Raw genomic sequence first — 24,589 nt, forward strand, 5'->3', positions numbered from 1 at the left:
CGACCAACACCGCAACGGCCACGTCGACCGAATTGCCAACTGTGACCGCGACCAACACCGCAACGGCCACGTCGACCGAATTGCCAACTGTGACCGCGACCAACACCGCAACGGCCACGTCGACCGAATTGCCAACTGTGACCGCGACCAACACCGCAACGGCCACGTCGACCGATGTGCCAACTGCGACCGCGACCAACACTGCAACGGCGACCGCGACAAATACGGCTACGGCGACCACGACTACTGCACTGTGGCGCTGCTATATACCTTGGGCCGCGGCGAACTAAGAGCTTAATTTGCTGCGATCACTCAGCTTTGGCCTAGCTGAGCGATCGCGGCAGGAATCCACTCCCTAAGCAGCTTTTCGGTTATCACTCCTGACTCAGCGCTAGGAATGCGTGATCCCACTCCTGGATTGGACTAATGGCTCTAGTTCTACGCTGATCCGGACGTATAATTGAGCGATCAGCATTGTTCAGACAATCCGGATTTAGGCAATGTTGTTGAGGAGCTGTGTGGTTATGGATCGCATCCACGTTCGTTTTCGTTCGTCAATTCTGTGGTGGCTGATTGGATTGGCGGCGCTGATGCTTGTGCTACCCAAGGCCAATCAGCCAGTGATGGCCGCACCCTTGGTTGATACCTATCTGCGGGTGAGTGCTGGCTCTATACACACCTGTGCGATTAAGACCAGTCGAACGCTGCAATGTTGGGGCGCGAATGACGATAATGAATCAACGCCGCCAACTGGCTCATTTGAAGCAGTGAGTGCTGGCGATGGATTTACCTGTGCTATTCGATCCTCAGATCTCGCGATCCAATGTTGGGGTGCTCCAGATTATGGGATTCTGAATCCACCAAGCGGCAGATTTAGCGCGCTTGAGGCTGGTTCGTTTCATAGTTGCGCGATTAAGCTTGATAAAACTTTAGCCTGTTGGGGCGGGAATGTTGATCCATGGGAAAGTGCACCGCAAGGTCTGTATACAAAAGTGAGCGTTGGCCAAGCCTATGCTTGTGCAATTGATACTGCGCAAGCACTCCACTGTTGGGAAAATGGCTGGGATGTATTCGTCCCGCCGCCTGCTGGGAGCTATCGCGATGTGAGTGTTGGCTATAGTTCTGCTTGTGCACTAGCAACTGATAATAGGATCAGCTGTTGGAATTACTCGACATTCTCCGATTTGCCTGCACCGCCCAATGGCTCATTTAGCCAGCTTAGCATTGGGGGCTATCATGGCTGTGGCATCGTTAGTAATACGACAATTGCCCATTGCTGGGGGTATTTTGCTGCGGCAATTGTGCCAGCTGGTACGTTTAGCCAAATCAGTTCTGGATATGGCCATACCTGCGCAATCAAGGGTGATCGCCGGATTTTGTGTTGGGGCGACAATAGTTATGGCCAACTGAATGTACCAATTGAAAGCACGCCAACCCCGCGCGTAACCGCAACCAGTACACCTTTGCCCACAGCCACTGCAACCGTAACCGCAAACAACACAGCAACCGCGACCGCTGAACCAACAGCGACCGCAACAAATACGGAAATTGTGATCGCAACCGACGAACCGACCGCAACCGCGACCGTGACTGACGAACCAACGGCAACCGATGTACCAACGGCGACTATAACCGCAACAAATACTGCAACGGCGACTGATGTGCCAACGGCGACCGCGACTGATATGCCAACGGTGACTGCAACAAATACAGCGACTGCGACTGACGAACCGACGGCAACTGATGTGCCCACCGTGACCAATACTGCAACGGCGACCGCGACCATGCCAACAGCAACCGCGACCACAACTCCCTTAGTGTGGCGCTGTTACATTCCTTGGGCAGCGAACTAAAACTGCAATGCCATGCTCCTAGACAGTTGGAGCATGGCATTGGCTATGATTTAGTTGGTTAGGCGTTAATATTGCGAACTGGGAAAATTGCGCGGAGCCGTTCATCGCTCAGATACAGGCCACCCCACAACAAGCCCCCAATGATGATTGGAAAGATCAACGAGAATAGCGGATCGCCGATCCGCACATGGCTGGCGATTGCCCCACCAAGATAGCCAGTAAGCAGAACCGCCCCCAGGACGGCGGTGCGGGGAATTGCATACACGATGGTACAGACAATCAGTAGCAACCCCAAGCTTAAGGCAATGCCCTCAGGGTAGCCCAGTGCCGCGAACGATTCAGCAACCGGAGCTGGATTAAAAAGCTTGTAGCTGCCATCAAAAAGCAGGAATAGAATTGGTAACCCACGCATGATCCTGCTGGCCCACAGGCTGGTTTTTGAGCTGGTTGCGGTTAGCTTTGTCATGAATTCTCCATTCCACGAAGCTAAACCAAACGTTGTGGCCGCCGAATTAGGCTTCGACTGCCGCTTGTTCAAGCAATTCGAGCGCAACTGCTTCAAGCATTGCCAGCGCGCTTTGCATGCCCGATTCCATACCTGAATTGACATGCCCATCGCGATGCTCTTGGCAGCTATGTTGCACCAGCAGGGTCAAGTTTGAGCCACCTTCGCGATCGGTGAAGCTTAAGCTATTAAGGGCTTCGCCATCGGGCATGGCTTCGTACACTTCGGTGCAAACCAGCCGCTCATTGGGGATAAGTTCGCGATATTCGCCATGAAATGCCACTTCAAAGCCAGTGTCTGTAACCGTGACCCAACGCCACATGCCGCCAATTTTCAAATCAATATCAGCGATAGTGACCGTGCCATGGCCTGCTGACCACCAGCGTTTCACCAGTTCAGGCGTAGTCCAAGCCCGATACACCAGCTCCTTGGGCACATTAAAATCACGGCTAATTTGAATTTGGGTGTCGGTTGGCAGTGTAACCACTGCTGAATGTTTGTTGACAAGCGTTGGCATGGGTTAATCCTCCTGATCATCCAATTCTTCGAGCAAATCATCCAAGGCATCAAAGCGGTCGTTCCACATTTGTTCGTAGCGCCGAATCCAATCGTGGACTGGTTTGAGCGCCCGCCCATTTAATCGGTAGTGGCGTTGCCGGCCATCATCGCGCACGAGCACCAGCCCGACTTCACGCAAGACATGCAGGCGTTTGGATACCTGCGGTTGAGCCAGCCCAAGCTGCTCAACCAGTTCGTTGACGGAAAGCTCGCCATTCGCGAGCAGGTCGAGAATTTGCCGTCGCCCAGGCTCTGCGATCGCGTTGAATACATCGGTTGTTGTTGCTGCACGTGCCATATAGTTATTATATGCCAATATGGGAATATATCAAGGGGTAATTTGGCTGAATGGGCAAATTGGGCTGATCAAAAATATAAAATGATAGAGCAAAGCCTCTTGCCAGTGCCGTAGAAGCGAGGCTGAGGGCGTATGGCCATTTACCGATCGGTTACGCGCTGGTCAACGATTTTAGCAATTGCTACGACGTTTGGCCCCTCGCATAATTCAAGTAATTCACCTGGTTGTAGCCACGCCTCTGTGCATGGTTCTTCAATAATCAAAGCGCATTGTTGGGCATAGCCTATGTGGGTTTGTTGATCATATTCGAGGTTCATGATCCGAATACTCCAAAGATACTGTGGATAGCGCTGCCAACGAAAATTAATCCACATCGTTTCAAATATGGGGTGTCTACGTCCGCCAAGATGGGCAGGAATCATCATAAATTCAATGTTAATTGAAGCATTCATTGATTCCTCGTCGTTCGTTATGCGTGAGTCGGTTATTTTGCCAACTGCTAGAACATTGTAACCATCGAGCATTTCGATGCGTGCGCCTTGTTGCAGCGAGTCATTTGGTAATGGATCATGGGTTAATAAGCGACAGATTGCGAAGCCTTCGCGTGTGCTTGGATCATATTCAAACTTAATACACTTAATATCACGTCTTTCTGCGATATAGGTTTTAATATTGCGTTGCCAACGAATGCTAAGACTCATATTATTCCACGGTGGCCCACTATGTCCACCAAAGTGTTTGGGAATCCAAAAAAAGTCAATTGAAATCAAAATTGCCATCGATTGTTTCTCCTTACGAGGATTTAATTCTGCTCTACTATACTGGGCTTTGTGGCTCAAAGTTCGGCTATGCTCTGCTTTGGTGTATCCTAGTGGCGCACAATTGTTTGTCGCAGCAAAGGAATGAGGATGAATTTAGCCGAGCCAGTTGATGATCACGCGCACTATCGCGCCGTTTGTAGCTTGATTGAAGCCGATTTGGCGGCCTTGCCCACTGGCTTGGCCGAGGCCTTACAAGCCCAATTCAGCCAATTGAAACAGGGTCGATTTAGCCAGATTGCCGCGCTCTTGCCTTGGTGGTTGCGTGAGCAGTTTGCGCTTGCCAGGCCAATCTATACGCAGCTTGGTGCGGCCCAACTCTATGGCTGGTGGTATTATTGGGTCCAAGATAATGTGTTGGATGGCGATGCTGAGCCAGCGTTATTGCTTGGCGCGCATTTGGCCTTACTCCGCCAGCTTGAGCTGTATACAGAATTAGGCTTGGCGCAAAGCCCAATCTGGCCGCTATTTCGCCAACTGACGCTTGCATCAGCGCTTGGGCATCAGCAGGAATTGGGCTATCGCTTGAGCGAATTGGCAAGTTTGGGTGTGGATCAATTGGCCAATTTTGAGCAAACAGTCTTGCTGGCACGTGCCCAACCCTTCTTTTTCAACAGCCGTGCTCAGGCTTGGCTGGCTGGGCACGATCCATTTGGCCCAACCGCGAATCTGGTTATCGAAACGCTTGAATGTTTGACCTTGGCGCGCCAATTCAGCGATGATGCCAGCGATTGGATCGACGAACTTAAACAGGATAAACTCAACAGTGTGGCCTGTCGCTTTTTGGTCTATTTGCACCAGCAAGCAGTATTTGATGATTTTAGCCAGTTGACGGCGGCTCAGGTTGCTGGCCAGCAGATTCTGCATGAAGCATTTTGGCATGAGCTTGAACAAGCAAATCAGGCCTTGATTGCGCAGACCTTAGGCAAATTGCGCGCGGCAAACCTTCAGAGCTTGGCCCAATTGCTTGATTTGCAAGCCCAAGCCAATCTGGCGCTGTGGGCTAATCACGCAACCTATCGCCAACAATTACGTGGTTTTTTTGGTTTAGCAGCGAGTGAGTAACGCTTGATGAAAACACATTACGAGGTTCTTGGGGTTGCCACGAGCGCCGATGCTGCCACGATTGATGCAGCATTTCGCCGTTTGGCACGCCAATATCACCCTGATATTAATAAAGCTCCTGATGCTACGGCCTTGATGCAGGCCTTGAATATTGCCTATGGCGTGTTGAAAGATCCTCAAAAGCGCCAAGCTTACGATCGCGAGTTGAGTGGCCAGCGCGAACAGCCGCGTCAACGCCAACAATCAAGTGGCAATGCGATCAACGATTTGTTTGCGGTAGCTTGGCATGCGGCTCATCCAGCAGTCTATCTGTACGAAAATCACACAGTTGAAATTGCTGGCAATAGTTTTCGCTTTGATTTTGCCTATCCTGCCCAGAAAATTGGGATTATTTGCCAAGCTTCGAGCAGCGCCCAAACAACCTGGGCCGATTGGCAGGTGATTCAATTAACCGCCCAGCAAATTTTGAGCAATCCGATGGCGGCGGCAGAATCGGCCTATCAAGCTTTATCCGAAACCGCCTACGCCAGCACCAATCCTGAGGAATATGCTGCGGCGCAGGCCGAATTGCGTTGGACTGAAGAATGGCTCGAAAAATACGATCAAAGTCAAGCCACTGGCGAAGATTTTGAAGATCAAATTCGCGCCAGTCTCGCCCCGCAATACAAGCCAATGCTCGATTTGGCTTTGGTTGGCGGAGTTGGCGCGATTGTCGCGACGGCTATAGTTGGGGCAGTTATTAATCTGGCGATTGTTGGCTTTATAGCGATGGTTGTGGGCGCGTTGGCGGCTGTGCGCTTTTTGCCAAGCTTCATTCAGCCATGGTCTGATGACTTGCGAATTAAGGTATTTGGCGGGATTGCTGGGGTTTGTTTGCTCTTGTTGCTGGTCGTGCATGGCGGTAGTGCCATTGGCTTGGTGGTTGGGGCCAGCCTGATTGGCGGCTTAGTTGGCTATGTCTATGCCATGCGTCAGCAAGCCCAACCATAATAAGAGGTAAGCAATGCTCATGCCGCGCTGTGTGCCTTATCAACGAGTGATTTTGGCAACCACATCTGCCCAACCAAGCTGGCGTTTAAAGCAGACCCTGCTGGAATATGAGCGCTATGTGCGCCAAATCCCCAATACTGAGCGTTTTGCAATCGTGGGCATGCGCCTAATTCCGCAACCCAATCGTCTGCTTAGCTTTCGCGATTTGGCTATGCGCGATGGCAAGTTTTTGGCTTTTGCAGAATTAGATTGGGCGGTGCAGATTATTGGCCAAACCTTGCTCGCTGTTTTGGCTGAGCAGCAAGCCCAAGGGCGGGTGATTACCGGCTTGCACTGCGATATTACCAGCTGCGTGGTGCATCCGGTTGATTCTGCTGAACGCCATTTTGTGCAAGCGACGAGCAATATTCTGGCTCGTTGTTTTAACGCCGAGCAGCTTGAGGCGTGCGATTGAGGCGCTATGGATGAGCTGCCCACACTTCGATGCCATAATAATAATTTTCAGACTTAGAGCCAATCGAGATTAACCATTGACCATCATGTGACCAGCTGAGTTCATCGATATGTACATAGTGGCTTTTCAGTGTGGCATAAGCTTGCCATGAATCGCTGTGCCAGATGCTAATGGTATGGTCGAGATGGCCGATTGCCACCAGTGGCTGGCTTGGATGGATGGCGATCTTGTGGCTTGTGGCGTATGGCATGCGATACTCTGCCTCTAACTGCTGATTCCATGGATTCCAGCGCTGAACAAGTGACGAATGGTGAATCCCATAATGCTGTGGTTCGGAGCCTGTACATAATAAACTTGCGCCATCGCTACTCCAAGCAATATCTACAACTGGGCTAAATCGATGCGTAGGCCAGATGGTTGCAACATCACCCTCATCCCAAATGCCTATTGTGCGATCCATGCTGCAACTGGCCAAAATCGCTTGCGTCGGATGAAAGGCAAAGCCTAAACTGTGGCCATTATGAACGCTTAGCAGTCGAATTGTGGTTAAATCATTGGCATTCCAACGCTTAATATCGCCAAAACTGTCACAAGCAAACTCTTTACCAAGCCGATCACTTTGAATTAATGTTGGGTAGAAGCCATCCCAAGGTTCCATTGCTGCTTGATCATCATCATAGATTGGGCCTTCGAATAGAACTTGAGGCGACTGGTTTAAACCGTTGACCCAATGCAAAGCCCGATGACCGTACTCATTCGTACTATAGATGGTTGTGCCATCGCTGCTCCATGTTAGTCCAAAGGCTATCCCTGTGCGGCGGCTGCGATGCTGAGCAGTGCGCGCTAAGCTCGGAATTGCGATCTCTTGGATGGTTCCATAATCATAGCAGACGGCCATTTTTGGATAGCACTGATTAATTGCCAGATCACGGATGGGCTTGCGTAACGCACTATGAGCATAGCAATAAAAATTCATCAAATTCTCTATTAAGCCGCTTGAAATATAACGAGCCTGAGCATAAATACTGATAAACCTAGTGCTTTCGCCACACAATGGGTTTATCATTGTGTGATGAGTTGTGGCATTATTAAGGAATGTTATGGAAGCGAATCCACCAAATCCCATTCGCATGTATGGCCATGCACGTTGCCCTGCTGTTCCTCCTGTGCGCGGTATGCTCAATCGAGCTGGAGTTCCATATGTCTATATTAATATTCATAACGATCCAGCGGCGGCGGCACTTGTGCGGCAGATCAACCATGGTAATGAAAGTGTTCCAACTTTGATCTTTCCCGATGAAAGTACGCTAACCGAACCAACGACACGCCAGCTGAGGGAGCGGCTCGCGCAATTTGGTTATCGTATTCCATGGACTGCCCGCCTGATCGGCCATGGTTGGAAGATTCTGATTGTTGCGGGCGTTGCTTTTGCGATTATCCGCGCTTTAGGCTGGCTTTAACCGCAGTTGCAATGCTGATCATAAGCTACTCCCCCGCCCATGTTCAATGGCAGCTGTGGCGAGGGGAGCATGGTTTATTTTAGGGTGCTATAAGCCTAGTTGCTGGCGTTGTTCGTGGTTGAGCGCCAAATTGCTTAGTTGTGCATTTAAGCGCTCAATGTGGTCGCTTTGCTCAAGTGCTTGGGCCAATTCGCGCCGCGCTAGCAAGGCTTGAGCGTACTCCAAAACTGGCGCATCGGGATAGCGGGCCAGGACATTGTCGAGGGTTTTAGCGGCTGCTTGATCATCGTTTTTGAAATCGCGCAGGCGGGCCGCTACCGCGAGGGCGCGTTGCAACGGCGATTGGTCGGGGTTTAGGTAGGCTTGGGAGGCGGCTGCATCCTCGTCGCCTTGTTTAATGAAAATAATCGAATTGCCAGCATTATCGGTGAGCGTAAATCGGCTTTGGCCCGGCTTCATGCGCGAGATACGCGGAAAGCCTTGGGTTGGCACTTTGCCCAAACTAGCCTTCAAGCGTGTAGCAAATTGTTGGTGCAACTGCTCAACCTCCGAAACAATGATTAGACAGGTGCTATAGTTTTCGGCGGGCGGCAGGTGTTTCAATCCAAAGAAGTGCAAACAATAATCGTCGGCATTGATGACGGCATAGGGGTTGGGCTTGCGTTGGGTATAGCTGACCGTAAAACCAAGGTTACGCCAAAAATCGATGGTCTGATCGAGATCGACGCAGGGCAGCGCTGGAATTGTGGTTGGCATAATCAGCTCCAGATTAAACCGCTTAGGCTGGCAGTATACGCTGGGTAAGCTTGGGTTGGCTCAGTCTTGGGCTGGATTTTCTGCTTGGGCTGCCAAGGCCTCGAAAAAGCGGTCAAGCCCACCTGGAATTGCGGTAATCAACAGCACACACGTTTCGGGGTGATCATTGCGAAAAAAGTGGCGTGTGTTTTGGGGAAAGTGGGCGATGCCACCAACCTCAAGCAGCCATTTATTACGCTCGTCGCCCACCGTGCAACGCCCTGCCTGCACCAGCAAAATCTCCATTTCGACCTCGTGTTGGTGCAGCACCGCGCCTTGGCCAGCCAGCAACGTAACCTCCAAGACCGTGCATTGGTTGTTCGTGGCGGCGCTGGAGATTTTGCAGCGAATATCACCAATCAGGGTTGTGCCTTCTTCCGGCAAGACGACAGAAATTGGCATAAATGATTCACTCATTGGGCAATCCTTCCGTGCTCAATTGACGATCTATGATACTCGGATTTGGCCGGAAAGGTTCATGAGAATTGGGGAGTAAAAGAAGAAGGGGCTGCTTAGTATCAAGCAGCCCCTTTGTGGCTCGATGAAATCAAAACAACGCTTTAGCTTTCCATTGATTCGATGATTGGTTTGATATGGTCTGCATAGCGATCAATGAAGGCCTTAAATTCGCCAATCCATGCATCAATCAATGCTTTACTCATGGGATTGTTGGTAGTGAAGATATAGCTTGGCCCTGCAATTCGTAATGGATTATGATTATGGATGATAAAGCCTTCAAGCTCCAGTCCTGAATCGATATAGTCAATATCTACCTCAAAGACAATCCAATCACTATGTTGCGTTTTACCAAACCCAAGGGAGCTACAAAATGTTAATGAATCGTTATAGTACATATGAATATTGGTAAAGATAGGCACTTGAAATTGGGCACGAATCTTGTATTCCAATGCTATGAAGAGTGGTTGGAGTTGTGCCCACAAATAGTCGCAAAGGGTATTATTCATTATTGCTCCGCTGAATAATAATTATCTGTTGCGCTCCTCGACGATTTTGCCGATTGCTAAGATTCGATTGTTACCAAATGTTAGTTCAAGCAATAATCCCGGTTCAAGCCAGCCTTGCGGTAACGGTGTATTGATCAGAAACTGACAGCGTGCATAGCCTTCTCTGGTTGTTTCGTCATAGTCAAATTCGATCCATCGAATTGTTCGGCCCTCGCCATTGGGGCTATCTCCATATTTTTGCCAACTAATGAGTGTCATCATGGTCTCAAAAGGAGGATTTGGATGTCCACCAAAATGGGGTGGAATCCACAAAAACTCAAAATGAATCCAGATTGGCATTGTGTTTTCCTCAAGATTAACCTGTGCTGACCTACTTTACCCCTGCTCCGTCAAAATAGTTCACTGTTGACCCCTCGTTTGGTGCGAATTTAATGACTTTTGCGCTAAACGACAAGCCTAGGATAGCCTAGTTGCGTATGGGCCGCGCAATCCCATTAGAGGTTATTTTTGGATAGGACTATTGGCCGGATTGACTTTGGCTATGCGTCGGGTAGACTCTGGTTATCCACTGAACCATTTGCCGTATAGATGGAATGACCGTTGATCCTGCGATCAAGCGTTCATGGCACTAGTTTGTGACGAGGAGTCCATTCATGAAACGTTTTTCCCTAAAACTCCTGCTCGTATTGTTGGTAGCTGGTACATTTAGTTCAATTACCCTCGCCTCGGAAGGCCAATCGCTTGACAGCGCCGAACGCAACCGTTGCCGCCGCCCAGGCGTTGATTGTGTGTTCGAAAAGGTCGAAGCCTATGTTGAAGCTCGCTATGGCGTTGCTTCATTGCCCGACTTGGCTCCACCAACTGCCAATTATGTGAATGCTTCACAAGCTGGCGAAATTGTTTTCATCTCATCGGCTGGCCCAGAAATTTTGACTGGTAGCGGTGGATTCCTCAAAGGCGAGTTGCCAACTCTCTCGTTAGCAACCGCTCAAGAAGCTGCAATGTTGAGCTGTGTGCGTGGCTTGCGCTTCCTCAAATCGACAATTGGCGACCTCGATCGGGTTGATCACATTGTAATGGTGACTGGTACGGTCAACGTCGTTCCAACCTACGATGATGTTACCTCAGGCCCAGTTGTTGGCGCACTCGGCAAAACTGTCGATGGCTGCTCAGACTTCTTGGTAACGATTTTCGGCCCCGAAGCTGGCAAGCACGCCCGTTCATCAGGCGGTAAAGTTGCCTTACCTTTCAATATGGCCACCGAAATTGAATTGATTGTTGAAATCAACTAAACTGGTTAAATGGGTATGCCGCTGCATCATGCACGGCATACCTTCTTTCATGTAATCCCCGCTTCTCACAAGGCCCACCGCATTCTTCAATCATTGCGCTCGGGTTTCAGGGACAAGGAGACGCTCCTATGCAGCTTGCAACCAAACGCTCATTCTGGCTTCTTGGCAGCTTATTGGCCTGTAGCTTAGCCGCTTGTGGTACGGCCCAGCCAACCACCCAACCAACCAATACTCCCAGCGCAACAGCTGCACTGAGCCAAACCAGTACCAGTGCTAGCTATCAGGTTGAAGTCTGGAATCCGCCGTTTGATTTTGCTAGCCCCCGGACGACGACCGATTATGTGCCGCTGGTGCTGGCTGATAAAGTTGAAACGATTTGTGTCTCGATTCCACACATCAAAGATAGCTATTGGCTGGCGGTTAATTATGGCATCGTCTCCGAGGCCGAACGCTTGGGCGTGAATGTCGAAATCGTTGAAGCTGGCGGTTATGGCAATTTGCCCACCCAAATCACCCAAATTCGCCAATGTGTGGCCAATGGCGCCAAAGCTGTGGTGATTGGCTCTATCTCGCTTGATGGGCTTAACGATTTGATTGTTGAACTGCAAGGCCAAAAGATTCCAGTAATTGCCTTTATGAATGATATTTCGTCGAAGGCTGTTACCGCCAAATCACTTTCAGTGCCAGGCGAGGGTGGCCAAGAAATTGCCAAATATTTGGTGCAAAAACATCCCAAAGGCAGCGAGCCAGTTGATGTTGCATGGTTCCCCGGCCCAGAGAAGGCTGGTTGGTCGAAAGCAGCAGACGAAAAATTCAAAGCTACTATTACCAATGGCGCAATTAACCTTGTTGAAACCAAATATGGCGATACTGGTAAAGAAGAACAGGCAAAATTAATCGAAGAGGTCTTGATCGCGCATCCAGAGATCGATTATATTGTAGGTACTGGCCAAACAACTGTAACTGCTGCCGAAATTTTGCGCGAACGCAAGCTGCAAGATACAATCAAGCTGATGGCGTATTACATCAGCCCAGAAGTCTATGCAGAATTGCAAAGCGGCGGCATCCAAGCGGCGGCGGTTGCGCCACCAGTCACGATTGCCCGCATTGCGCTCGACCAAACTGTGCGCATTTTGGAAGGCAAAGAATATATGGCCCACGTTGGCCCCAAAAGTTTTGTGATCGATACAACATCACTCACAACGTTTGACCCAACGACCTCAATCCCACCAGAAACGTTCAAAATTACGCTGCGCGTGTCGCAATAGGTTGTTGTAGGTGGAGGATGGACGATGCTCCATAGTTTACGCAGGCAGGTTATTGTTATTCTCTTATTGGGAACATCTCTGTTGGCGTTGCTTAATTTAGCGATTAATACCCGTGGCTTGGTGGCTGTGCGCAACCAAGCCACCAATGATAGCACCGCCGCGTTGCAAGCCCAAGCTGAACAATATCTCCTGCGCATTGCTCAAAGCCACGCTGCCAGTACCGCCCAAACGGTGCGGGCGGTGCAACAGCTGGCAGTTACCACTCGCACCTATTTGCAACAACCAACAACCCAAAGCCCACGCTTGCCAGAGTTAAGCGTGGCTCGTAATGGTCGCCAATATGCCAGCGGTGCAACCACGGTCTTGGTGATTGCTAACCCTGATCAGGCCCGAGCGCTAGCCGATATTGGCTATAGCCAACGGCTCGAAGATGTATTGCCAAGCTTGCAAATTAGCGTTCCCGAAATTGTGCGCATCTCGTATTTGACCGCCAATACCCTGCGAACCTACCCCAACATGACGCCCAACGATCCACCAGCTGATTGGCAACCAAGCCAAGAAGCAGCCTATGTTGCCAGCCTGCCAGCTAATAATCCGAGCCGCGCCTTAGCTTGGACAGAAGTCCACCAGTCGATCGATCAATCGCAACCCTTGATTTCGGTTGCTGCGCCAGTTTACGATAATGCTGAATTTTTGGGCACGGTTAGCGTCGATGTTAGCCTTGATCGCTTGGCATTCTATCTCAAGGGCTTGATTCTTGATGAATCGAGTTTTGCCTTTTTGATTACCCAAAAGGGCGAGGTTGTTGCCGTAACCGAGGCTGGCCAAGGCGGCGTTGTCCAGCAAATTTTGACCAATCAATCGAATAACGCTAGTTCTTCAATGATTAACGATTTGCAAGCTGGCCGCGATGGCGTGACGACGATCTTTATGGATGGTCGCGGCTATGTGGTGGCTTATGCAGCTATTAGCGGCATTCCCTGGGCTTTGGGTTTAGCTTCGCCATTGGATGAAATTACCGAGCGCACCCAAGAAACTGCCAACCAAATTGCTACGATTACCAACCAAAGCCTCGCGCTGAATATTGGCCTTGCCTTGATTGCGCTGATTCTGTTTGGCTTTGGCATGGCGCTGATTTTGCGGCGCCAATTTGTCAAGCCATTGACTAGCCTGATTGGGGCGACAAACCGTGTTGCTGATGGCGATTTGCAGCCGATTGAGGTTGAAAGTAGCAACGAGTTGGGCCAATTAGCTAGCTCGTTTAATAGTATGACCGCTGCGTTGCAGGTTGCCCGCCAAGAAACCGAGGCCAAGGAAGCTGCTCGCGAAGCAGCCATGCAACGCCTCAGCGAAGTGGTCGCCAACCTCGAACACTCATTGGCAGAGCGCCAACAATTATCCCAATTGCTCCGCGATGTCGCCTCGCCAGTCATTCCAATTCTCAAAGGCGTGTTGGTCATGCCCTTGATTGGCAGCTTGGATGGCGAACGTATGCAACAAGCAACCACGATTATCTTATCGCGGGTTGAACATGAGCGGGCCAAGAAAGTCCTCATCGATATTACTGGCGTGCCAATGATGGACGAACCTGCTGCCCAAGCCTTATTGCGCATGATCCATGGCTTACGGTTGTTGGGTGCGACGGTTACCTTGGTCGGGGTCGGCCCCGAAGTCGCCCAAAGCTTGACTGCGCTCTCCGTTGATTTGAGTGCAGTCCAAACCGCAGCTGATTTGCGCAGCGCAGTTGCCCAACTCAGCCGTTCATCCTAAGATTAAGCGGATTCAAGAACCCATGCAGGGGATTGCATGGGTTCTTGTGGTTAAATCGAGCAGGAGTTTGCCATGATTATTGAGATTACTGGGCCAATTTGGTTTTGGAAAGGGCCAGCACCATGGTATTTTGTGACTGTGCCCGCAGAAGAGAGCAGTACGATCAAAGCTATTGCTGGTTTGGTGACTTACGGCTGGGGTGTGATTCCCGCCCAAGTGCAAATTGGCAAAACCCGTTGGAGCACCTCGTTAATTCCTAAAGATGGCCTGTATCTTGTGCCAATTAAAAAAACGATTCGCTTGGCTGAACAGCTTAACGAAGGCGATGAGGTTACGCTGCAATTGGAGATTGGCGAATAATGTCAATGCCTACTCTCTCAACCACCAACCTCGTTTTGGCCGCCGATGCAGCAATCGACCTGCAATTGCATACTACTGCCAGCGATGGCCAATGGGAAGCAGCCGAATTGATTGGCTATCTCAAGCGCGAAGGCTTTGGCTTGGCCGCCATCACCGACCACGATCGGCCTGAGCTTGCCAAATCAATCCAGGAATTGGCGCTTGCCGAGGCTATGCCGCTGCTGGTTGCTGCTGAACTGAGCTGCGTTTGGCGTGAGCAAATGGTTGATGTGTTGTGTTTCGGCTTTACACTCGAACCAAATCCATTAACAGCGTTGGCTGCGGATCTCCATCAACGCCAACGGACAATGATCGCCAATGCCTATGCGTATTGTTGTGATGCAGGCTTTTTAACCGCGCAGCTGCAACCGCAACTTGAGACAATTCTCAAGCAACCTTCTGCCAGCCAGCCGCATGCCTTCGCGGCCTTGGTCAAACAGCAAAACCCAGGTCTGACTCCAGCCCAGTTTTCGCAATTGATGCAGGCTGCTGGCTGCGATTTTGCCACCACGCCAATTGCCGCGGTGGTTGCAGCTGCCCAGCAAAGTGGTGCGGTGTGTATCTTGGCTCATCCAGGCCGTAGCGATGGCTTTGTTTGTTTTGATCAACCGCTGCTTGAGCAACTGTGGGCCGAAGTGGCGTTGGATGGGCTTGAGGTGGAATATCCGTTGCATACGCCGCAGCAAATTGCTATGTACCGGGCTTTTGCCGCGCAACGAAGCCTATTGACGAGCGCTGGCTCAGATTCGCATCGGCCTAGCAAGCCGCCAATTCGCTATCGGGCTGGCGATTATCGGGCCTTGCTGGGTCGTTTAGGGGTTGTGGTTGCTGAGGATCATGATGCATGAGTTATTTTGTAAAAAAGATTGAATGGGAATATGGTGAAGCCCATGGTGATTGCTTTTATCCCAATAATCAAGCGGATTTTCAAGCTCAACTCCAAGCACTTGAGTTACGAGCTAGGCAAAAAAATTATCCATTCTATGTTGAACTTGAATTCGAGGATGATAGTTATATTGGGTTTATTATTGGCCATGACCTAAGCTGTTTTTATTTTGGGATTTTTATTGCCGATGATCGCCACGCTGTACATTGTAGAACGCAGTTTGATAGCCATTATGATCCACAGATTGCTCATCCTGAGCTGATGATCGAGTATTCGTTTAAAGCAGATCATGGCGAAAAATATATGCCAGAGTTACTGCCTCATGAACAGGTGGTGCAGGCCATCAATCAGTATATCGAAACCCAGCGCTTACCGGCATATATTTTATTTACGAAGCGATCTATTATCGATCGCTATATCGAGCAATAACGCTTAGCTCTTGAATAGGAGCCGACTATGCTGCTGAATCGCTGCTTGCAGATCGCGGAAAACCGCTACCTTATCAAGTTCGTTGCCCATACTAACTAAGGCTTGGGCCGCCTCAGGCCGAACCCCGATAAAGGCCACGACCGCCCCAAGCAAGCTGCTGGCTTGCACAATTCGCTGCAACATCGCTGCGCCAGCGTAATCAAGCACCGCCACGCCTGTTAAATCCAACAACAAGATTTTGGCGCGATAGCTGCCAACTGCCGCTAAAAGTTGTTGCTGAATATCGTGCAAGCGCTCCTGATCGAACGTGCCAATCAGCGGCACCAGCAACATTTGTTGATGCAAAGGCAAAATTGGCAAACTCAAGGCCCGAATGGTTGAGCGTTGTTGATCGTTCTCAGCTAATAATTGGGCTTGTTGCTCGATTAAATGTTGCGAATTTACCAAGTTTTGGCGTAATTCTTGGGTGCTTTCAGCTACACGCTGGCTTAGCTGATCGCGCTCGGTTTGCAGCGTCGCAGTCAATTCGAGACTACGTTGTTGGGCAAGATTCATCGCATGGATTGCCTGCTGCGTCGTGCGCGAGCCGACATAGCCAAGCCCAATGATAATCACGAGTAGCGTGCTGGCCAACCCATAAACTTCAGCGTTTTGGGGCAAGCTTTGGGGGATATCTCTGGTTAATCCTGCGAGTAGCCCAAGTGCTGCGAAGCTGGCTGCGCTGGCAACCAACAAGCCACGCGGCGAGAGTGTCACAAAGCCAATTAAGATTGGCAACAAAAAGAAAAATGGCGTAAATGCAACTCGATTGGACAAAACTGGCGCGGCTACCAAGGCAATCAACGTGATTGCAATCAGCAAGCCTGCGCCGCTATTAGCTGAGCCACGGCGGGCCAGCCCAATTGCCGCTAAGCCTAAAATCCCAAAAGGGCTAACAAGCACAGCGGTTTCACGCCAACCAGCAGCAAAAATGCTCAATAGGCTAATTAAAACAACACAGCAAACTAAGAAAAAGGTGATGCCGACGATTGCTTTGCCACGGCGCCGAATATTGGCATCGGCGTGTTTGATCCGGAAAAGCAGGGCGAGTAAAGCCTTAAGACGCATAGTGCTATGGTATCCAACTAAAATAGCCAGCAAAGAATGATGTTTAACAACCAGAAGAATGCACAGAAGATAGAGCTTCTGTGCATTCTGGATCATTAATTAGGTTTGCTCGAAGTACGTTGTTAGAGTGTATCTTTGGTGATCAATTTCAGCTCGGTGCGAATCCAGCCGCTGAATTTCTCACCTTTAAGGGCACGATAGCCATAATCCATGCCGATTGCGGCCATCTGAGCACCATATTGTTCAACCGTTGCCAGCATTTTACCATCTTTGATCAACGGCTGCACTGCTGGAATGTTATCGAAGCCCACGACTTTGACTTTATCAAGCATTCCGGCGGCTTCGAGTGCTTGCACAGCGCCAAAGGCCATCGAATCGTTGGCGGCCATAATGCCTTGCAAGTCGGGGTATTTTTTGAGCCAGGCGGCGGTGATGCTTTGGCCTTCGCTGGTTTCCCAGTGGCCACTTTCGGCCCCGACAAGCTTCAGACTACCATCGGCAATTGCATCATCGAAGCCCAAACGGCGTTGCACCGCGTTATCGGCCTCGGGATTGCCTTCGAGGATCGCGACCTTGCCGCCAACTCCCAAGGCTTTGGCTAGAATATCGCCCGACATTTTAGCACCAGCGCGGTTATCGGGGCCAAAAAAGGCCAAATCGATGCCTGCGGCTTTTTTGGTTGCCTCATCGAGTGCAACATCGATATTAATTACGACAATCCCAGCTTTGATTGCTTTGGCAACTGGTGCGACCAAGGCCACCGAATCGGCGGGAGCAAGCACGATTACAGCATATTTTTCGGTAATGAAACGCTCGAAAGAGGCAATTTGAGTTGCAAAATCGCGCTCGTCGTTAATCCCAGTGGCAGTGAAATCGAAGCGGGTTGCATTTTGGCGGGCATATTCTTCAGCGCCAGCCTGCATTTGCTGAAAAAACTCGTTGCTGAGCGACTTCATTACCAAACCAATTTTGGGCTTGGTTGGGGTAGCGGTGCTTACGGGAGTGGCCTGGCTCGTGCCACAGCCTGCCAACACGCCAAGCGTGGCCAGCCCACCTAAACGTAAAAAATCACGGCGGGAATATCCGACGGAGTTTACCAGACCATGTACATTGTTAAGTGGTTTTTCCATTGGATGATCCTTCTGCCCATGGAGCATGCAAAACTAGCCTCAGACGAAAAAATTGAATTAGCTGATCAATCTTGATTAAATTCGTCATAATTTACGAACAAGTTAACTAGCCTATTTCTACGATAAATAGTAGTAGGTTTTATCCCAGCCTGCTCTAGGAGTATGCTTAAACCCGTTTAAGCGCTTTTTAACATATCTGCATAACGGATATTAAAATTTTTTGACAAATTCGTTAAGATCATTTAAGATATAGCTAATCCACTGATATGGAGCTTTACTGGAATGTTAGGGTAATTTGCTGACTGCGTAAGGAGGACGCAACATCAGGATCATCGGCCTCACCGATCCTTCATGACAACGATGTGCAATAGGTGTAGGTACAGCCGCTGTTGGTTTGGTACTGCACGATTTTGGTTAAATAACCCACATGTTGAGGAGGCACCCTTGAAGCGTCTGTTTGTTTCGAGCATGTTGATCTTGGCGGTTAGTGCGTTTGCTGGCTCAAATTCATCGTTCGCACAGTCACGTGATGTAGAAAAACCCGTCGACATTGGCGATGCTGTAGGTCTCGACCTCAATGCCCCTGCTGTTCCTGGTCAATTCGTCATCAAATTCAAGAATACAACCACCAAAGCGAATCGCACCAATACCTTGAATGCCTTAGGTGCTGTGCAAATCGATCGCATCGAAGCTCTCGATGCAGAAGTTGTCGAATTTGCTAGCCTCAAGAGCAGCGATAGCTTGGCTTCGCGCACAGCGCTGGTTGAAAGCTTGCTCAAAAATGACTCCATCGAATACGCCGAACCCAACTTTATCTATGCTTCAACCTATACCCCAAACGACCCAGGTCGTAGCTCACAATGGGCTTGGGGTGTAACGCAAGCATACACTGCTTGGGATATTACCCGTGGTAGCAGCAGTGTTGTTGTTGCGGTCGTTGACACTGGGATTCAAAGCAATCACCCTGATTTGGATGCCAAAGTCGTCGCTGGTTATGACTACATTGATAATGACTCAACGCCAACTGATGGTAACGGCCACGGCACCCACGTCGCTGGGACGGTTGCTGCTGAAACCAACAATAGCACCGGCGGCGCAGGCACCTGCCCCAACTGCCGCGTGATGGGCGTGCGCGTCTTGAACAACAGCGGTAGCGGTACCTTGGCCGGTGTGGCCAACGGCATCACCTACGCTGCCAACAATGGCGCGAAGGTCATCAACTTGAGCCTTGGTGGCGGCGGTTCGACCGCATTGCAAAATGCTGTCAACTACGCTTGGGGCAAAGGTGTATTCTTGGCGTGTGCCGCTGGGAACAGCAACACCTCAAGCACCACCAGCTCGTACCCAGCAGCCTACACCAACTGTTTCGCGGTTGCTTCAACCACTTCGACCGATGCTCGCTCATCGTTCTCAAACTATGGTACGTGGGTCGAAGTTGCTGCCCCTGGTTCGAGCATCTACTCAACTTGGATTGGCAGCGGCTATAACACGATCAGCGGTACCTCAATGGCTACTCCGCACGTTGCTGGTTTGGCAGGCTTGTTGTCATCACAAGGCTTGAGCAATAGCCAAATCAAGAGCAAAATCTGCTCAAGCTCCGACCAAATCAGCGGGACTGGCTCACGCTGGACCTGTGGCCGGATCAACATCTACAAAGCTGTTCAATAGTTCTTCTTTCGCCTTGACGGAATAAGCGGTCTGCTGACCGCTTGGTGTGTGGAAATGTTCAAGTGATCCTGAAATCCCTAACTTAAATATCAGATCAAAAGCCCATGGGACTAGCTAGACCATGGGCTTTTGGTTTTAGTCATGTGGCTGAAATGGGCGCGGCTCAAAGCCAAAATAACGGCGAAAGGCACTTAAATCAGCAATGTTGCCTTGGAGCAAAAGGCTTAATTCAGCCCGATTAATTGGCCCCAAACTTGTTGCTGTGCCAATAGTGGCAAGCAGCTGGCTGAGCGAGTTTGGCACAAACCATGGCCGTAAGCTACGCCCTTGGCTGGCTGCCAAGCGTTCGAGCAGTTGATAAAAACTCATGCGTTCGCCGCCTGCCTCAATCGTACAGTTGGTAATTGATTGCTGTTCAACGCACAATTTAATTGCTTGTACAAGATCGTTGATATGGATTGGTTGCACTTGATAGCGACCATCGCCCAAAATTGGGGTAATTGGCAGCCGTGCCAAGCGCCGAAAGAGCTGCATTGAATAGCTGCCTGAGCCATAGACAAAACTTGGCCGCAGCACCACCCACGGAATTGCCTGCTGACTCAAAGCTTGATCGGCGAGCGCTTTGCTGCGCACAAAGGCTTGCGGAGCCATAACATCTGCGCCCAAGGCACTAATTTGGATAATTTTCTGTAGTTTGTGCTGAGCTGCTGCTTGAAATAAGGCAATTGGCACATCGGTCTGCACTGCTTGAAAGCTGGCTTGGCGTGTTTCGCGCAAGATTCCCACACAATTAATCACAATCTCGTGGTCAGCCAATTGATCGAGCCATTGTGCAGGCTTAAGCCACTCAGCAACCAGATACTTAATCGCTGGATTTGCTTGAATCGGTGCTGCTCGACGCACCAAGCAGGTTAATTGATGGCCTGCATTGCTCAATTCAGCTGCCACATGGCGGCCAATAAAACCACTTGCTCCGGTCAGGAAAATTCGCATTGCACACCTCACTGCTCAGCCATAAGCACCTTGCGGCGATAGCCACGCAGCCAACGATAGGCGATTGGCTGAATTTCATAGCAAATTTCTGGCTGCACTGGATATTGCTTGAGCAACTGAAATTCAGCCTGTTGCATATGGCGTAAGCTGTGTTGCCATGCAGCTTCATCGCGCTCAATGCTCACAATATTGGCTTCGCCTGGCTTACTCAGCGCAATCCCCCGCGCCGGATATTTAAGCTGCTTGGCTGCTTGTTCAAGGCTTTCGAAAACTGAATCGCTGGCAAGTTGGGCTGGCTGTTGGTTATCAATCACGATCTGCGCGTTTGCGGTCGTACTCTTAATCGAAATACTTGTTTGCTTTACAGAACTATTGACAACAATTGGCGTGTAATGAAAGTTGAAATTGGTTACGCCATTGCCCGCCCATGCCAACAGCCGATTATCACAATCGCTGCGCACAAAATATAGGCCTTGTTGTATACCAAATGGTGTTTTTAGATTGACATAAATGCGATAGGCTGCATGCCAATAATTAATGCCCACTGCTTGCGGTGCAAACCACGGACGCATATGCGCAACATGGCATATTACGATATTCCAAAAACCGTATCCTTGATATTCGGTGGCAGTTAATTCTGCTGGCAAGATGGCGCGAAACTGATCGATCGGCATGCGATAGGTCAAAAGCCAACATTGGTCAATGTGGCCTTGCATGGTGATTGGGTTATGCAGGAGTGGCATAGCAGCCTCATTTCGCTAAAAGATGGCGTAAACGATAGAAACAACTAGCGCCTGTGCCGTTCAGCAGCAGCATCCATAGGAGCCAGGTTTGCCAACGAGCCACTTTAATTACGCTCAGTTGCTCGGCCAACGTGCTGGCCATGCTGATGTTGGCGATTAATACCAGCAGTAGGTTGCGTTGCTGGGCATAGGCTTGGGTTTTGAGCAGATAATTGAGCAAAGCGCCGATTAATAGGATTGTTTCGCCATAGCTCATGCTTACCAAACATGCCTGAATACAGCTATTAATTTTGCCTCTGCTGGCGAATACGAGCGCTGGGCCAAGCACCAACCATCCAGCACCCGCCGAGAGCGTCAACCAACGAGCCGCCCCACGCCGCGACCATTGCGGCACTGCTTGCTGCAGCGAGCCACCGTAGATCAGCGAGCCACCAACTGCTAAACCAGCATGCTGCAACCACGCCCGATATGGCCATTGTTGGTCTGGCTGATTATGTTGTTCGGCCAGACTTTGCTTGGGCTGGCGCAATTGTTGAAACAATGTTTGCATTGAATTCACCTCATATCAACTGATGCAGCAAGCATACATCGCCTACGTTACAAGCCCGTTACAGCAAATTATGCTGCCAAAATTGGCGACGCAAAACCCCTCAACCGCAGCTGGTCGAGGGGCAAGCATTAATGATTATTGATTAACTACACCGATAAGGATTCTAATCAAGCAAGCCTTGTTGGCGCAAAAGTTCATCAATTTTAGCCCGATGTGCTTGTTCCCACGTTGCGAGACTTTCGGTTGCATCTTTGGCCGCGCGTGCTTGGGCCTTGGACAAGATTGTTGCTGCTTGCTCAAGCGGAATAACCACAATGCCTTCTTCGTCGGCAACCACAATATCTCCCGCTCGCACCTGTACTCCACCACAATTGATTGGCTGGTTGAGCGGATGGGCTAGCGCTTTGATGCCTGGAATTGGCACTACGCCATGGGCAAAAACTGGAAATTGGCGCTCGCGAATTTCAGCGAGATCACGAATAACGCCATCGATAATGAATGCTTTGATCCCACGTTCTTGAGCAACTGTGCATACATTTCCCCCAGCCACAGCATACTCAACATCAACGCCATCAACAACAATAATCGAGCCTGGCGCTGCGCGATAAATCGCTGCATGGAGCATAAGATTATCGCCAGCACTACATTGAACCGTATATGCTGGCCCTGCGACTCGCGGCATACCATGCCATAACGGGCGAATTCCCAGATCCATGATTTGGTTGCGGCTCAGTGTATCAGCCAAGGTTGTTGGCGAAAGCGCTGCGAATGCAGAATAATCAATCATCAAACCTCCATAGAGAAAACGAATATCATTAAGTTTAATTGATTTGACGCAGCGGCGTGCCAGCCAAAAAGGCCTGAATATCGGCAACTGCCTCGCCAAAATACGCCCGATAGTTGCGCTCGGTGACGTAGCCCAAGTGAGGTGTTGCCAGCACATTGGGCAAGCGGCGCAACGGATGATCGGCAGGCAACGGCTCTTGATCAAAAACATCTAAACCTGCGCCAGCGATCCAGCCTTGTTCAAGTGCGCTGATTAACGCTGCTTGATCGACAATCGGCCCGCGTGAGGTATTAATCAAATAGGCTGTGCGGCGCATCTGCTGTAATTCAGCAGCACCGATTAAGCCACGAGTGCGCTCGCTCAGCACAAGGTGAATCGAAACAATATCGCTTGCGGTGAGCAGCTGTGCTTTTGATTCGGCAGGTTGTACGCCAAGCGCTTGCGCATGCTCCGCGCTGAGATTTTGGCTCCAAGCCAGCACGTTCATGCCAAAGGCTGTGGCAATTTGGGCGACCTTGCTGCCAAGTTTGCCTAAACCCAACAATCCCAGCGTTTGGCCAGCGAGATCCATGCCAATCGTGTGTTGCCATGGGCCATTGTTGCGAAAGGCCAAATTTTCGGGCACGATCTGGCGCGCCAAGCCCAAAATGAGCGCCCATGTTATTTCGACTGGTGGTTCTGGGTAAGTGGCTGTGCCACAAACCACAATGCCTTGGGCCTTGGCTGCTGCCAAATCAATCGACGCATTGCGCATGCCAGTCGTGACTAGCAGCTTAAGTTTTGGCAATTGAGCAAGCAAATCGGCTTTGAACGGTGTGCGTTCGCGCATAATCACCACAATTTCGCAATCGTCAATTGCCTGCACCAACGCAGCCTGATCGCTAAAGTATTCTGCAAATACCCGAATCTCAACCTGATCGGCGATAACTGACCAATCTGCCATCGTTAAAGCGACCTGCTGATAATCGTCAAGGATTGCACATTGAAGTTTCATTCGGTTCGGCTCCTTCGTAAATGGCTGAATTGCAATGCTACCCAAGCATTGATCACTAGCTCAAGCGTTATTCTACGCCCAAACGAGCTGTTGTTCGTGCTGGCTGCTTCACGTGCCCCACTATTCTTTACAAGCAATCGTTGCTGCGCTAGCATGAAAAGGTAACTGAATGTGTGAGGAGGTGCTTGGATGCGACGCTGGATTGTGCGACTTCTGCTAGGATTGATCGGTTTGGTTGGCTGTCAAACTGCGCAGCCTGCTGCACCAGCGCCACAGCCTACGCCAACAGCCCCAATCGATACAATTTATTTTTCGGAAACTCCGTTTAATGCTGCGCATTCGATTGCAGGAATTGCCATTGTTTCATCGCCTGAAGCATTAGATGCGTTGTTAAGCCAAACAACGATCAAAATCCTCTATCTTGATCAAACAAGTATTGATCGTGTTTCCAATCAAACATTGGCCATGCTGTATCAAAAAAGCGTTATGCTTGCCTCATTTGATACACCATTAAGCATGCTCGCTAAAAAATCAGGTCATCAGCAAACAATGCCTGATCTCGAACTGAAAGAACCAAGGGCCTATATTTCAGCTCTAGTTCAAATGAAAAATCGTGCTTCGGGTACTAAGTACGAATATCATGATTTTTCCTATGGCGATTTTACAGAAACCCATCGTTTAATTGAGCTTCAATGGCGAATGAGTCGTTGTAATGTAAAGCTTGAGTCGCCAGCACAATGTGCTGAATTTCGCTAAAATACAAACCAGTAATTATTAAATTGATAAACTTAATATGCGAATTCTTGTGCTTA

At 49.9% G+C, this 24,589-nt stretch carries 28 protein-coding genes and 2 pseudogenes; 14 read left to right on the forward strand and 16 right to left on the reverse strand.

All coding sequences use genetic code 11. The annotated features are described in order from the left end of the window. Both SE18_RS27575 and SE18_RS18585 read left to right on the forward strand, forming a co-directional pair. Positions 1 to 290: pseudogene (locus SE18_RS27575) on the forward strand (FG-GAP repeat protein); the annotation flags it as partial. Positions 291 to 524: 234 nt separating this feature from the next. After that, the gene (locus tag SE18_RS18585) at positions 525 to 1,853 is read left to right on the forward strand and encodes an RCC1 domain-containing protein (protein ID WP_054535969.1); all 1,329 of its coding nucleotides are present in this window, start codon (positions 525 to 527) and stop codon (positions 1,851 to 1,853) included. 58 nt (positions 1,854 to 1,911) lie between these two features. Here SE18_RS18585 and SE18_RS18590 read toward each other — a convergent pair whose 3' ends face one another. From SE18_RS18590 to SE18_RS18605, 4 genes are all read right to left on the reverse strand, one after another. Then, positions 1,912 to 2,319, reverse strand: coding sequence for a DoxX family protein (locus tag SE18_RS18590; RefSeq protein ID WP_054535970.1), 408 nt, complete (start codon positions 2,317 to 2,319; stop codon positions 1,912 to 1,914). Positions 2,320 to 2,365: 46 nt separating this feature from the next. Beyond that, positions 2,366 to 2,875: an SRPBCC family protein gene (locus SE18_RS18595; protein ID WP_054535971.1), complete on the reverse strand. Its 510-nt coding sequence runs from the start codon at positions 2,873 to 2,875 to the stop codon at positions 2,366 to 2,368. Between the two features lie 3 nt (positions 2,876 to 2,878). Continuing rightward, positions 2,879 to 3,214 carry an ArsR/SmtB family transcription factor gene (locus SE18_RS18600; RefSeq protein ID WP_054535972.1) on the reverse strand — a complete coding sequence of 112 codons (336 nt, stop codon included), beginning with the start codon at positions 3,212 to 3,214 and terminating at the stop codon, positions 2,879 to 2,881. 140 nt (positions 3,215 to 3,354) lie between these two features. Beyond that, positions 3,355 to 3,993, reverse strand: coding sequence for a hypothetical protein (locus SE18_RS18605; RefSeq protein ID WP_054535973.1), 639 nt, complete (start codon positions 3,991 to 3,993; stop codon positions 3,355 to 3,357). A 129-nt stretch (positions 3,994 to 4,122) separates the two neighbouring features. Here SE18_RS18605 and SE18_RS18610 point away from each other — a divergent pair, with 129 nt between their 5' ends. From SE18_RS18610 to SE18_RS18620, 3 genes and pseudogenes are all read left to right on the forward strand, one after another. Next, positions 4,123 to 5,097 carry a hypothetical protein gene (locus tag SE18_RS18610; protein ID WP_054535974.1) on the forward strand — a complete coding sequence of 325 codons (975 nt, stop codon included), beginning with the start codon at positions 4,123 to 4,125 and terminating at the stop codon, positions 5,095 to 5,097. Between the two features lie 6 nt (positions 5,098 to 5,103). Next, positions 5,104 to 5,298, forward strand: a pseudogene (locus tag SE18_RS28375) (DnaJ domain-containing protein); the annotation flags it as partial. A gap of 802 nt (positions 5,299 to 6,100) precedes the next feature. Next, the gene (locus tag SE18_RS18620) at positions 6,101 to 6,541 is read left to right on the forward strand and encodes a hypothetical protein (protein WP_152976688.1); all 441 of its coding nucleotides are present in this window, start codon (positions 6,101 to 6,103) and stop codon (positions 6,539 to 6,541) included. A gap of 4 nt (positions 6,542 to 6,545) precedes the next feature. Here SE18_RS18620 and SE18_RS18625 read toward each other — a convergent pair whose 3' ends face one another. Continuing rightward, the gene (locus SE18_RS18625) at positions 6,546 to 7,517 is read right to left on the reverse strand and encodes a WD40 repeat domain-containing protein (protein ID WP_054535977.1); all 972 of its coding nucleotides are present in this window, start codon (positions 7,515 to 7,517) and stop codon (positions 6,546 to 6,548) included. A 124-nt stretch (positions 7,518 to 7,641) separates the two neighbouring features. Between SE18_RS18625 and SE18_RS26880 the strand changes: the two genes are divergently transcribed. Next, positions 7,642 to 8,001 (forward strand): glutaredoxin domain-containing protein, encoded by a 360-nt coding sequence (locus tag SE18_RS26880; RefSeq protein WP_083470008.1) that lies wholly within the window; start codon positions 7,642 to 7,644, stop codon positions 7,999 to 8,001. 87 nt (positions 8,002 to 8,088) lie between these two features. Here SE18_RS26880 and SE18_RS18635 read toward each other — a convergent pair whose 3' ends face one another. The 4 genes from SE18_RS18635 to SE18_RS18650 all read right to left on the reverse strand — a co-directional run bounded on the left by SE18_RS18635 (position 8,089) and on the right by SE18_RS18650 (position 10,100). After that, positions 8,089 to 8,757, reverse strand: a complete 669-nt coding sequence (locus tag SE18_RS18635; protein ID WP_054535978.1) for a VOC family protein — start codon at positions 8,755 to 8,757, stop codon at positions 8,089 to 8,091. A gap of 60 nt (positions 8,758 to 8,817) precedes the next feature. Further along, positions 8,818 to 9,213 carry a cupin domain-containing protein gene (locus SE18_RS18640; protein WP_054535979.1) on the reverse strand — a complete coding sequence of 132 codons (396 nt, stop codon included), beginning with the start codon at positions 9,211 to 9,213 and terminating at the stop codon, positions 8,818 to 8,820. Positions 9,214 to 9,356: 143 nt separating this feature from the next. Beyond that, positions 9,357 to 9,761 carry a hypothetical protein gene (locus SE18_RS18645; RefSeq protein ID WP_054535980.1) on the reverse strand — a complete coding sequence of 135 codons (405 nt, stop codon included), beginning with the start codon at positions 9,759 to 9,761 and terminating at the stop codon, positions 9,357 to 9,359. Positions 9,762 to 9,782: 21 nt separating this feature from the next. Beyond that, complete coding sequence (locus tag SE18_RS18650; protein ID WP_054535981.1) at positions 9,783 to 10,100, reverse strand: hypothetical protein; 318 nt, start codon at positions 10,098 to 10,100, stop codon at positions 9,783 to 9,785. 314 nt (positions 10,101 to 10,414) lie between these two features. Here SE18_RS18650 and SE18_RS18655 point away from each other — a divergent pair, with 314 nt between their 5' ends. The 6 genes from SE18_RS18655 (at position 10,415) to SE18_RS18680 (ending at position 15,805) form a co-directional block, all read left to right on the forward strand. After that, positions 10,415 to 11,053 (forward strand): RidA family protein, encoded by a 639-nt coding sequence (locus SE18_RS18655; RefSeq protein ID WP_054535982.1) that lies wholly within the window; start codon positions 10,415 to 10,417, stop codon positions 11,051 to 11,053. Positions 11,054 to 11,181: 128 nt separating this feature from the next. Beyond that, a complete protein-coding gene (torT, locus tag SE18_RS18660) occupies positions 11,182 to 12,321 on the forward strand; it encodes a TMAO reductase system periplasmic protein TorT (protein WP_054535983.1) in 1,140 nt (379 codons plus the stop codon). A gap of 24 nt (positions 12,322 to 12,345) precedes the next feature. Further along, the gene (locus tag SE18_RS18665) at positions 12,346 to 14,091 is read left to right on the forward strand and encodes an STAS domain-containing protein (protein ID WP_054535984.1); all 1,746 of its coding nucleotides are present in this window, start codon (positions 12,346 to 12,348) and stop codon (positions 14,089 to 14,091) included. 72 nt (positions 14,092 to 14,163) lie between these two features. Then, the gene (locus tag SE18_RS18670; RefSeq protein WP_054535985.1) at positions 14,164 to 14,451 is read left to right on the forward strand and encodes a DUF1905 domain-containing protein; all 288 of its coding nucleotides are present in this window, start codon (positions 14,164 to 14,166) and stop codon (positions 14,449 to 14,451) included. Then, positions 14,451 to 15,338 (forward strand): PHP domain-containing protein, encoded by an 888-nt coding sequence (locus tag SE18_RS18675; protein ID WP_054535986.1) that lies wholly within the window; start codon positions 14,451 to 14,453, stop codon positions 15,336 to 15,338. Before SE18_RS18670 ends, SE18_RS18675 begins: the two co-directional genes overlap by 1 nt. After that, entirely contained in the window at positions 15,335 to 15,805 is a 471-nt protein-coding gene (locus tag SE18_RS18680; RefSeq protein ID WP_054535987.1) for a hypothetical protein, read from the forward strand. Before SE18_RS18675 ends, SE18_RS18680 begins: the two co-directional genes overlap by 4 nt. 3 nt (positions 15,806 to 15,808) lie before the next feature. Here SE18_RS18680 and SE18_RS18685 read toward each other — a convergent pair whose 3' ends face one another. Continuing rightward, entirely contained in the window at positions 15,809 to 16,912 is a 1,104-nt protein-coding gene (locus SE18_RS18685; RefSeq protein ID WP_054535988.1) for an STAS domain-containing protein, read from the reverse strand. 122 nt (positions 16,913 to 17,034) lie between these two features. Further along, entirely contained in the window at positions 17,035 to 18,042 is a 1,008-nt protein-coding gene (locus SE18_RS18690; RefSeq protein ID WP_054535989.1) for a sugar ABC transporter substrate-binding protein, read from the reverse strand. 444 nt (positions 18,043 to 18,486) lie between these two features. Here SE18_RS18690 and SE18_RS18695 point away from each other — a divergent pair, with 444 nt between their 5' ends. Further along, the gene (locus SE18_RS18695; protein WP_236706912.1) at positions 18,487 to 19,710 is read left to right on the forward strand and encodes a S8 family peptidase; all 1,224 of its coding nucleotides are present in this window, start codon (positions 18,487 to 18,489) and stop codon (positions 19,708 to 19,710) included. A gap of 135 nt (positions 19,711 to 19,845) precedes the next feature. On the opposite strand, the gene SE18_RS18700 is transcribed toward SE18_RS18695, so the two are convergent. The 5 genes from SE18_RS18700 to SE18_RS18720 all read right to left on the reverse strand — a co-directional run bounded on the left by SE18_RS18700 (position 19,846) and on the right by SE18_RS18720 (position 23,777). Beyond that, positions 19,846 to 20,703, reverse strand: coding sequence for an NAD(P)H-binding protein (locus SE18_RS18700; protein ID WP_054535990.1), 858 nt, complete (start codon positions 20,701 to 20,703; stop codon positions 19,846 to 19,848). 8 nt (positions 20,704 to 20,711) lie between these two features. Beyond that, the gene (locus SE18_RS18705) at positions 20,712 to 21,446 is read right to left on the reverse strand and encodes a DUF2071 domain-containing protein (RefSeq protein WP_054535991.1); all 735 of its coding nucleotides are present in this window, start codon (positions 21,444 to 21,446) and stop codon (positions 20,712 to 20,714) included. A 7-nt stretch (positions 21,447 to 21,453) separates the two neighbouring features. Continuing rightward, positions 21,454 to 21,996 (reverse strand): hypothetical protein, encoded by a 543-nt coding sequence (locus SE18_RS18710; protein ID WP_054535992.1) that lies wholly within the window; start codon positions 21,994 to 21,996, stop codon positions 21,454 to 21,456. A 163-nt stretch (positions 21,997 to 22,159) separates the two neighbouring features. Further along, positions 22,160 to 22,783: an RraA family protein gene (locus SE18_RS18715; RefSeq protein ID WP_054535993.1), complete on the reverse strand. Its 624-nt coding sequence runs from the start codon at positions 22,781 to 22,783 to the stop codon at positions 22,160 to 22,162. A gap of 34 nt (positions 22,784 to 22,817) precedes the next feature. Further along, positions 22,818 to 23,777 carry a D-2-hydroxyacid dehydrogenase family protein gene (locus tag SE18_RS18720; RefSeq protein WP_054535994.1) on the reverse strand — a complete coding sequence of 320 codons (960 nt, stop codon included), beginning with the start codon at positions 23,775 to 23,777 and terminating at the stop codon, positions 22,818 to 22,820. Positions 23,778 to 23,966: 189 nt separating this feature from the next. Here SE18_RS18720 and SE18_RS18725 point away from each other — a divergent pair, with 189 nt between their 5' ends. Then, entirely contained in the window at positions 23,967 to 24,533 is a 567-nt protein-coding gene (locus SE18_RS18725; RefSeq protein WP_054535995.1) for a hypothetical protein, read from the forward strand. The last annotated feature ends 56 nt before the right edge of the window (positions 24,534 to 24,589 follow it).

The sequence above is a fragment of the Herpetosiphon geysericola genome (assembly GCF_001306135.1).
GTDB lineage: Bacteria > Chloroflexota > Chloroflexia > Chloroflexales > Herpetosiphonaceae > Herpetosiphon > Herpetosiphon geysericola.

Coding starts and splice junctions, on each gene's coding strand:
- SE18_RS18585 (WP_054535969.1), top strand. CDS start 525: ATGGATCGCATCCACGTTCGTTTTCGTTCGTCAATTCTGTGGTGGCTG.
- SE18_RS18590 (WP_054535970.1), bottom strand. CDS start 2,319: ATGACAAAGCTAACCGCAACCAGCTCAAAAACCAGCCTGTGGGCCAGC.
- SE18_RS18595 (WP_054535971.1), bottom strand. CDS start 2,875: ATGCCAACGCTTGTCAACAAACATTCAGCAGTGGTTACACTGCCAACC.
- SE18_RS18600 (WP_054535972.1), bottom strand. CDS start 3,214: ATGGCACGTGCAGCAACAACAACCGATGTATTCAACGCGATCGCAGAG.
- SE18_RS18605 (WP_054535973.1), bottom strand. CDS start 3,993: ATGGCAATTTTGATTTCAATTGACTTTTTTTGGATTCCCAAACACTTT.
- SE18_RS18610 (WP_054535974.1), top strand. CDS start 4,123: ATGAATTTAGCCGAGCCAGTTGATGATCACGCGCACTATCGCGCCGTT.
- SE18_RS18620 (WP_152976688.1), top strand. CDS start 6,101: ATGCTCATGCCGCGCTGTGTGCCTTATCAACGAGTGATTTTGGCAACC.
- SE18_RS18625 (WP_054535977.1), bottom strand. CDS start 7,517: ATGAATTTTTATTGCTATGCTCATAGTGCGTTACGCAAGCCCATCCGT.
- SE18_RS26880 (WP_083470008.1), top strand. CDS start 7,642: ATGGAAGCGAATCCACCAAATCCCATTCGCATGTATGGCCATGCACGT.
- SE18_RS18635 (WP_054535978.1), bottom strand. CDS start 8,757: ATGCCAACCACAATTCCAGCGCTGCCCTGCGTCGATCTCGATCAGACC.
- SE18_RS18640 (WP_054535979.1), bottom strand. CDS start 9,213: ATGAGTGAATCATTTATGCCAATTTCTGTCGTCTTGCCGGAAGAAGGC.
- SE18_RS18645 (WP_054535980.1), bottom strand. CDS start 9,761: ATGAATAATACCCTTTGCGACTATTTGTGGGCACAACTCCAACCACTC.
- SE18_RS18650 (WP_054535981.1), bottom strand. CDS start 10,100: ATGCCAATCTGGATTCATTTTGAGTTTTTGTGGATTCCACCCCATTTT.
- SE18_RS18655 (WP_054535982.1), top strand. CDS start 10,415: ATGAAACGTTTTTCCCTAAAACTCCTGCTCGTATTGTTGGTAGCTGGT.
- torT (WP_054535983.1), top strand. CDS start 11,182: ATGCAGCTTGCAACCAAACGCTCATTCTGGCTTCTTGGCAGCTTATTG.
- SE18_RS18665 (WP_054535984.1), top strand. CDS start 12,346: ATGCTCCATAGTTTACGCAGGCAGGTTATTGTTATTCTCTTATTGGGA.
- SE18_RS18670 (WP_054535985.1), top strand. CDS start 14,164: ATGATTATTGAGATTACTGGGCCAATTTGGTTTTGGAAAGGGCCAGCA.
- SE18_RS18675 (WP_054535986.1), top strand. CDS start 14,451: ATGTCAATGCCTACTCTCTCAACCACCAACCTCGTTTTGGCCGCCGAT.
- SE18_RS18680 (WP_054535987.1), top strand. CDS start 15,335: ATGAGTTATTTTGTAAAAAAGATTGAATGGGAATATGGTGAAGCCCAT.
- SE18_RS18685 (WP_054535988.1), bottom strand. CDS start 16,912: ATGCGTCTTAAGGCTTTACTCGCCCTGCTTTTCCGGATCAAACACGCC.
- SE18_RS18690 (WP_054535989.1), bottom strand. CDS start 18,042: ATGGAAAAACCACTTAACAATGTACATGGTCTGGTAAACTCCGTCGGA.
- SE18_RS18700 (WP_054535990.1), bottom strand. CDS start 20,703: ATGCGAATTTTCCTGACCGGAGCAAGTGGTTTTATTGGCCGCCATGTG.
- SE18_RS18705 (WP_054535991.1), bottom strand. CDS start 21,446: ATGCCACTCCTGCATAACCCAATCACCATGCAAGGCCACATTGACCAA.
- SE18_RS18710 (WP_054535992.1), bottom strand. CDS start 21,996: ATGCAAACATTGTTTCAACAATTGCGCCAGCCCAAGCAAAGTCTGGCC.
- SE18_RS18715 (WP_054535993.1), bottom strand. CDS start 22,783: ATGATTGATTATTCTGCATTCGCAGCGCTTTCGCCAACAACCTTGGCT.
- SE18_RS18720 (WP_054535994.1), bottom strand. CDS start 23,777: ATGAAACTTCAATGTGCAATCCTTGACGATTATCAGCAGGTCGCTTTA.
- SE18_RS18725 (WP_054535995.1), top strand. CDS start 23,967: ATGCGACGCTGGATTGTGCGACTTCTGCTAGGATTGATCGGTTTGGTT.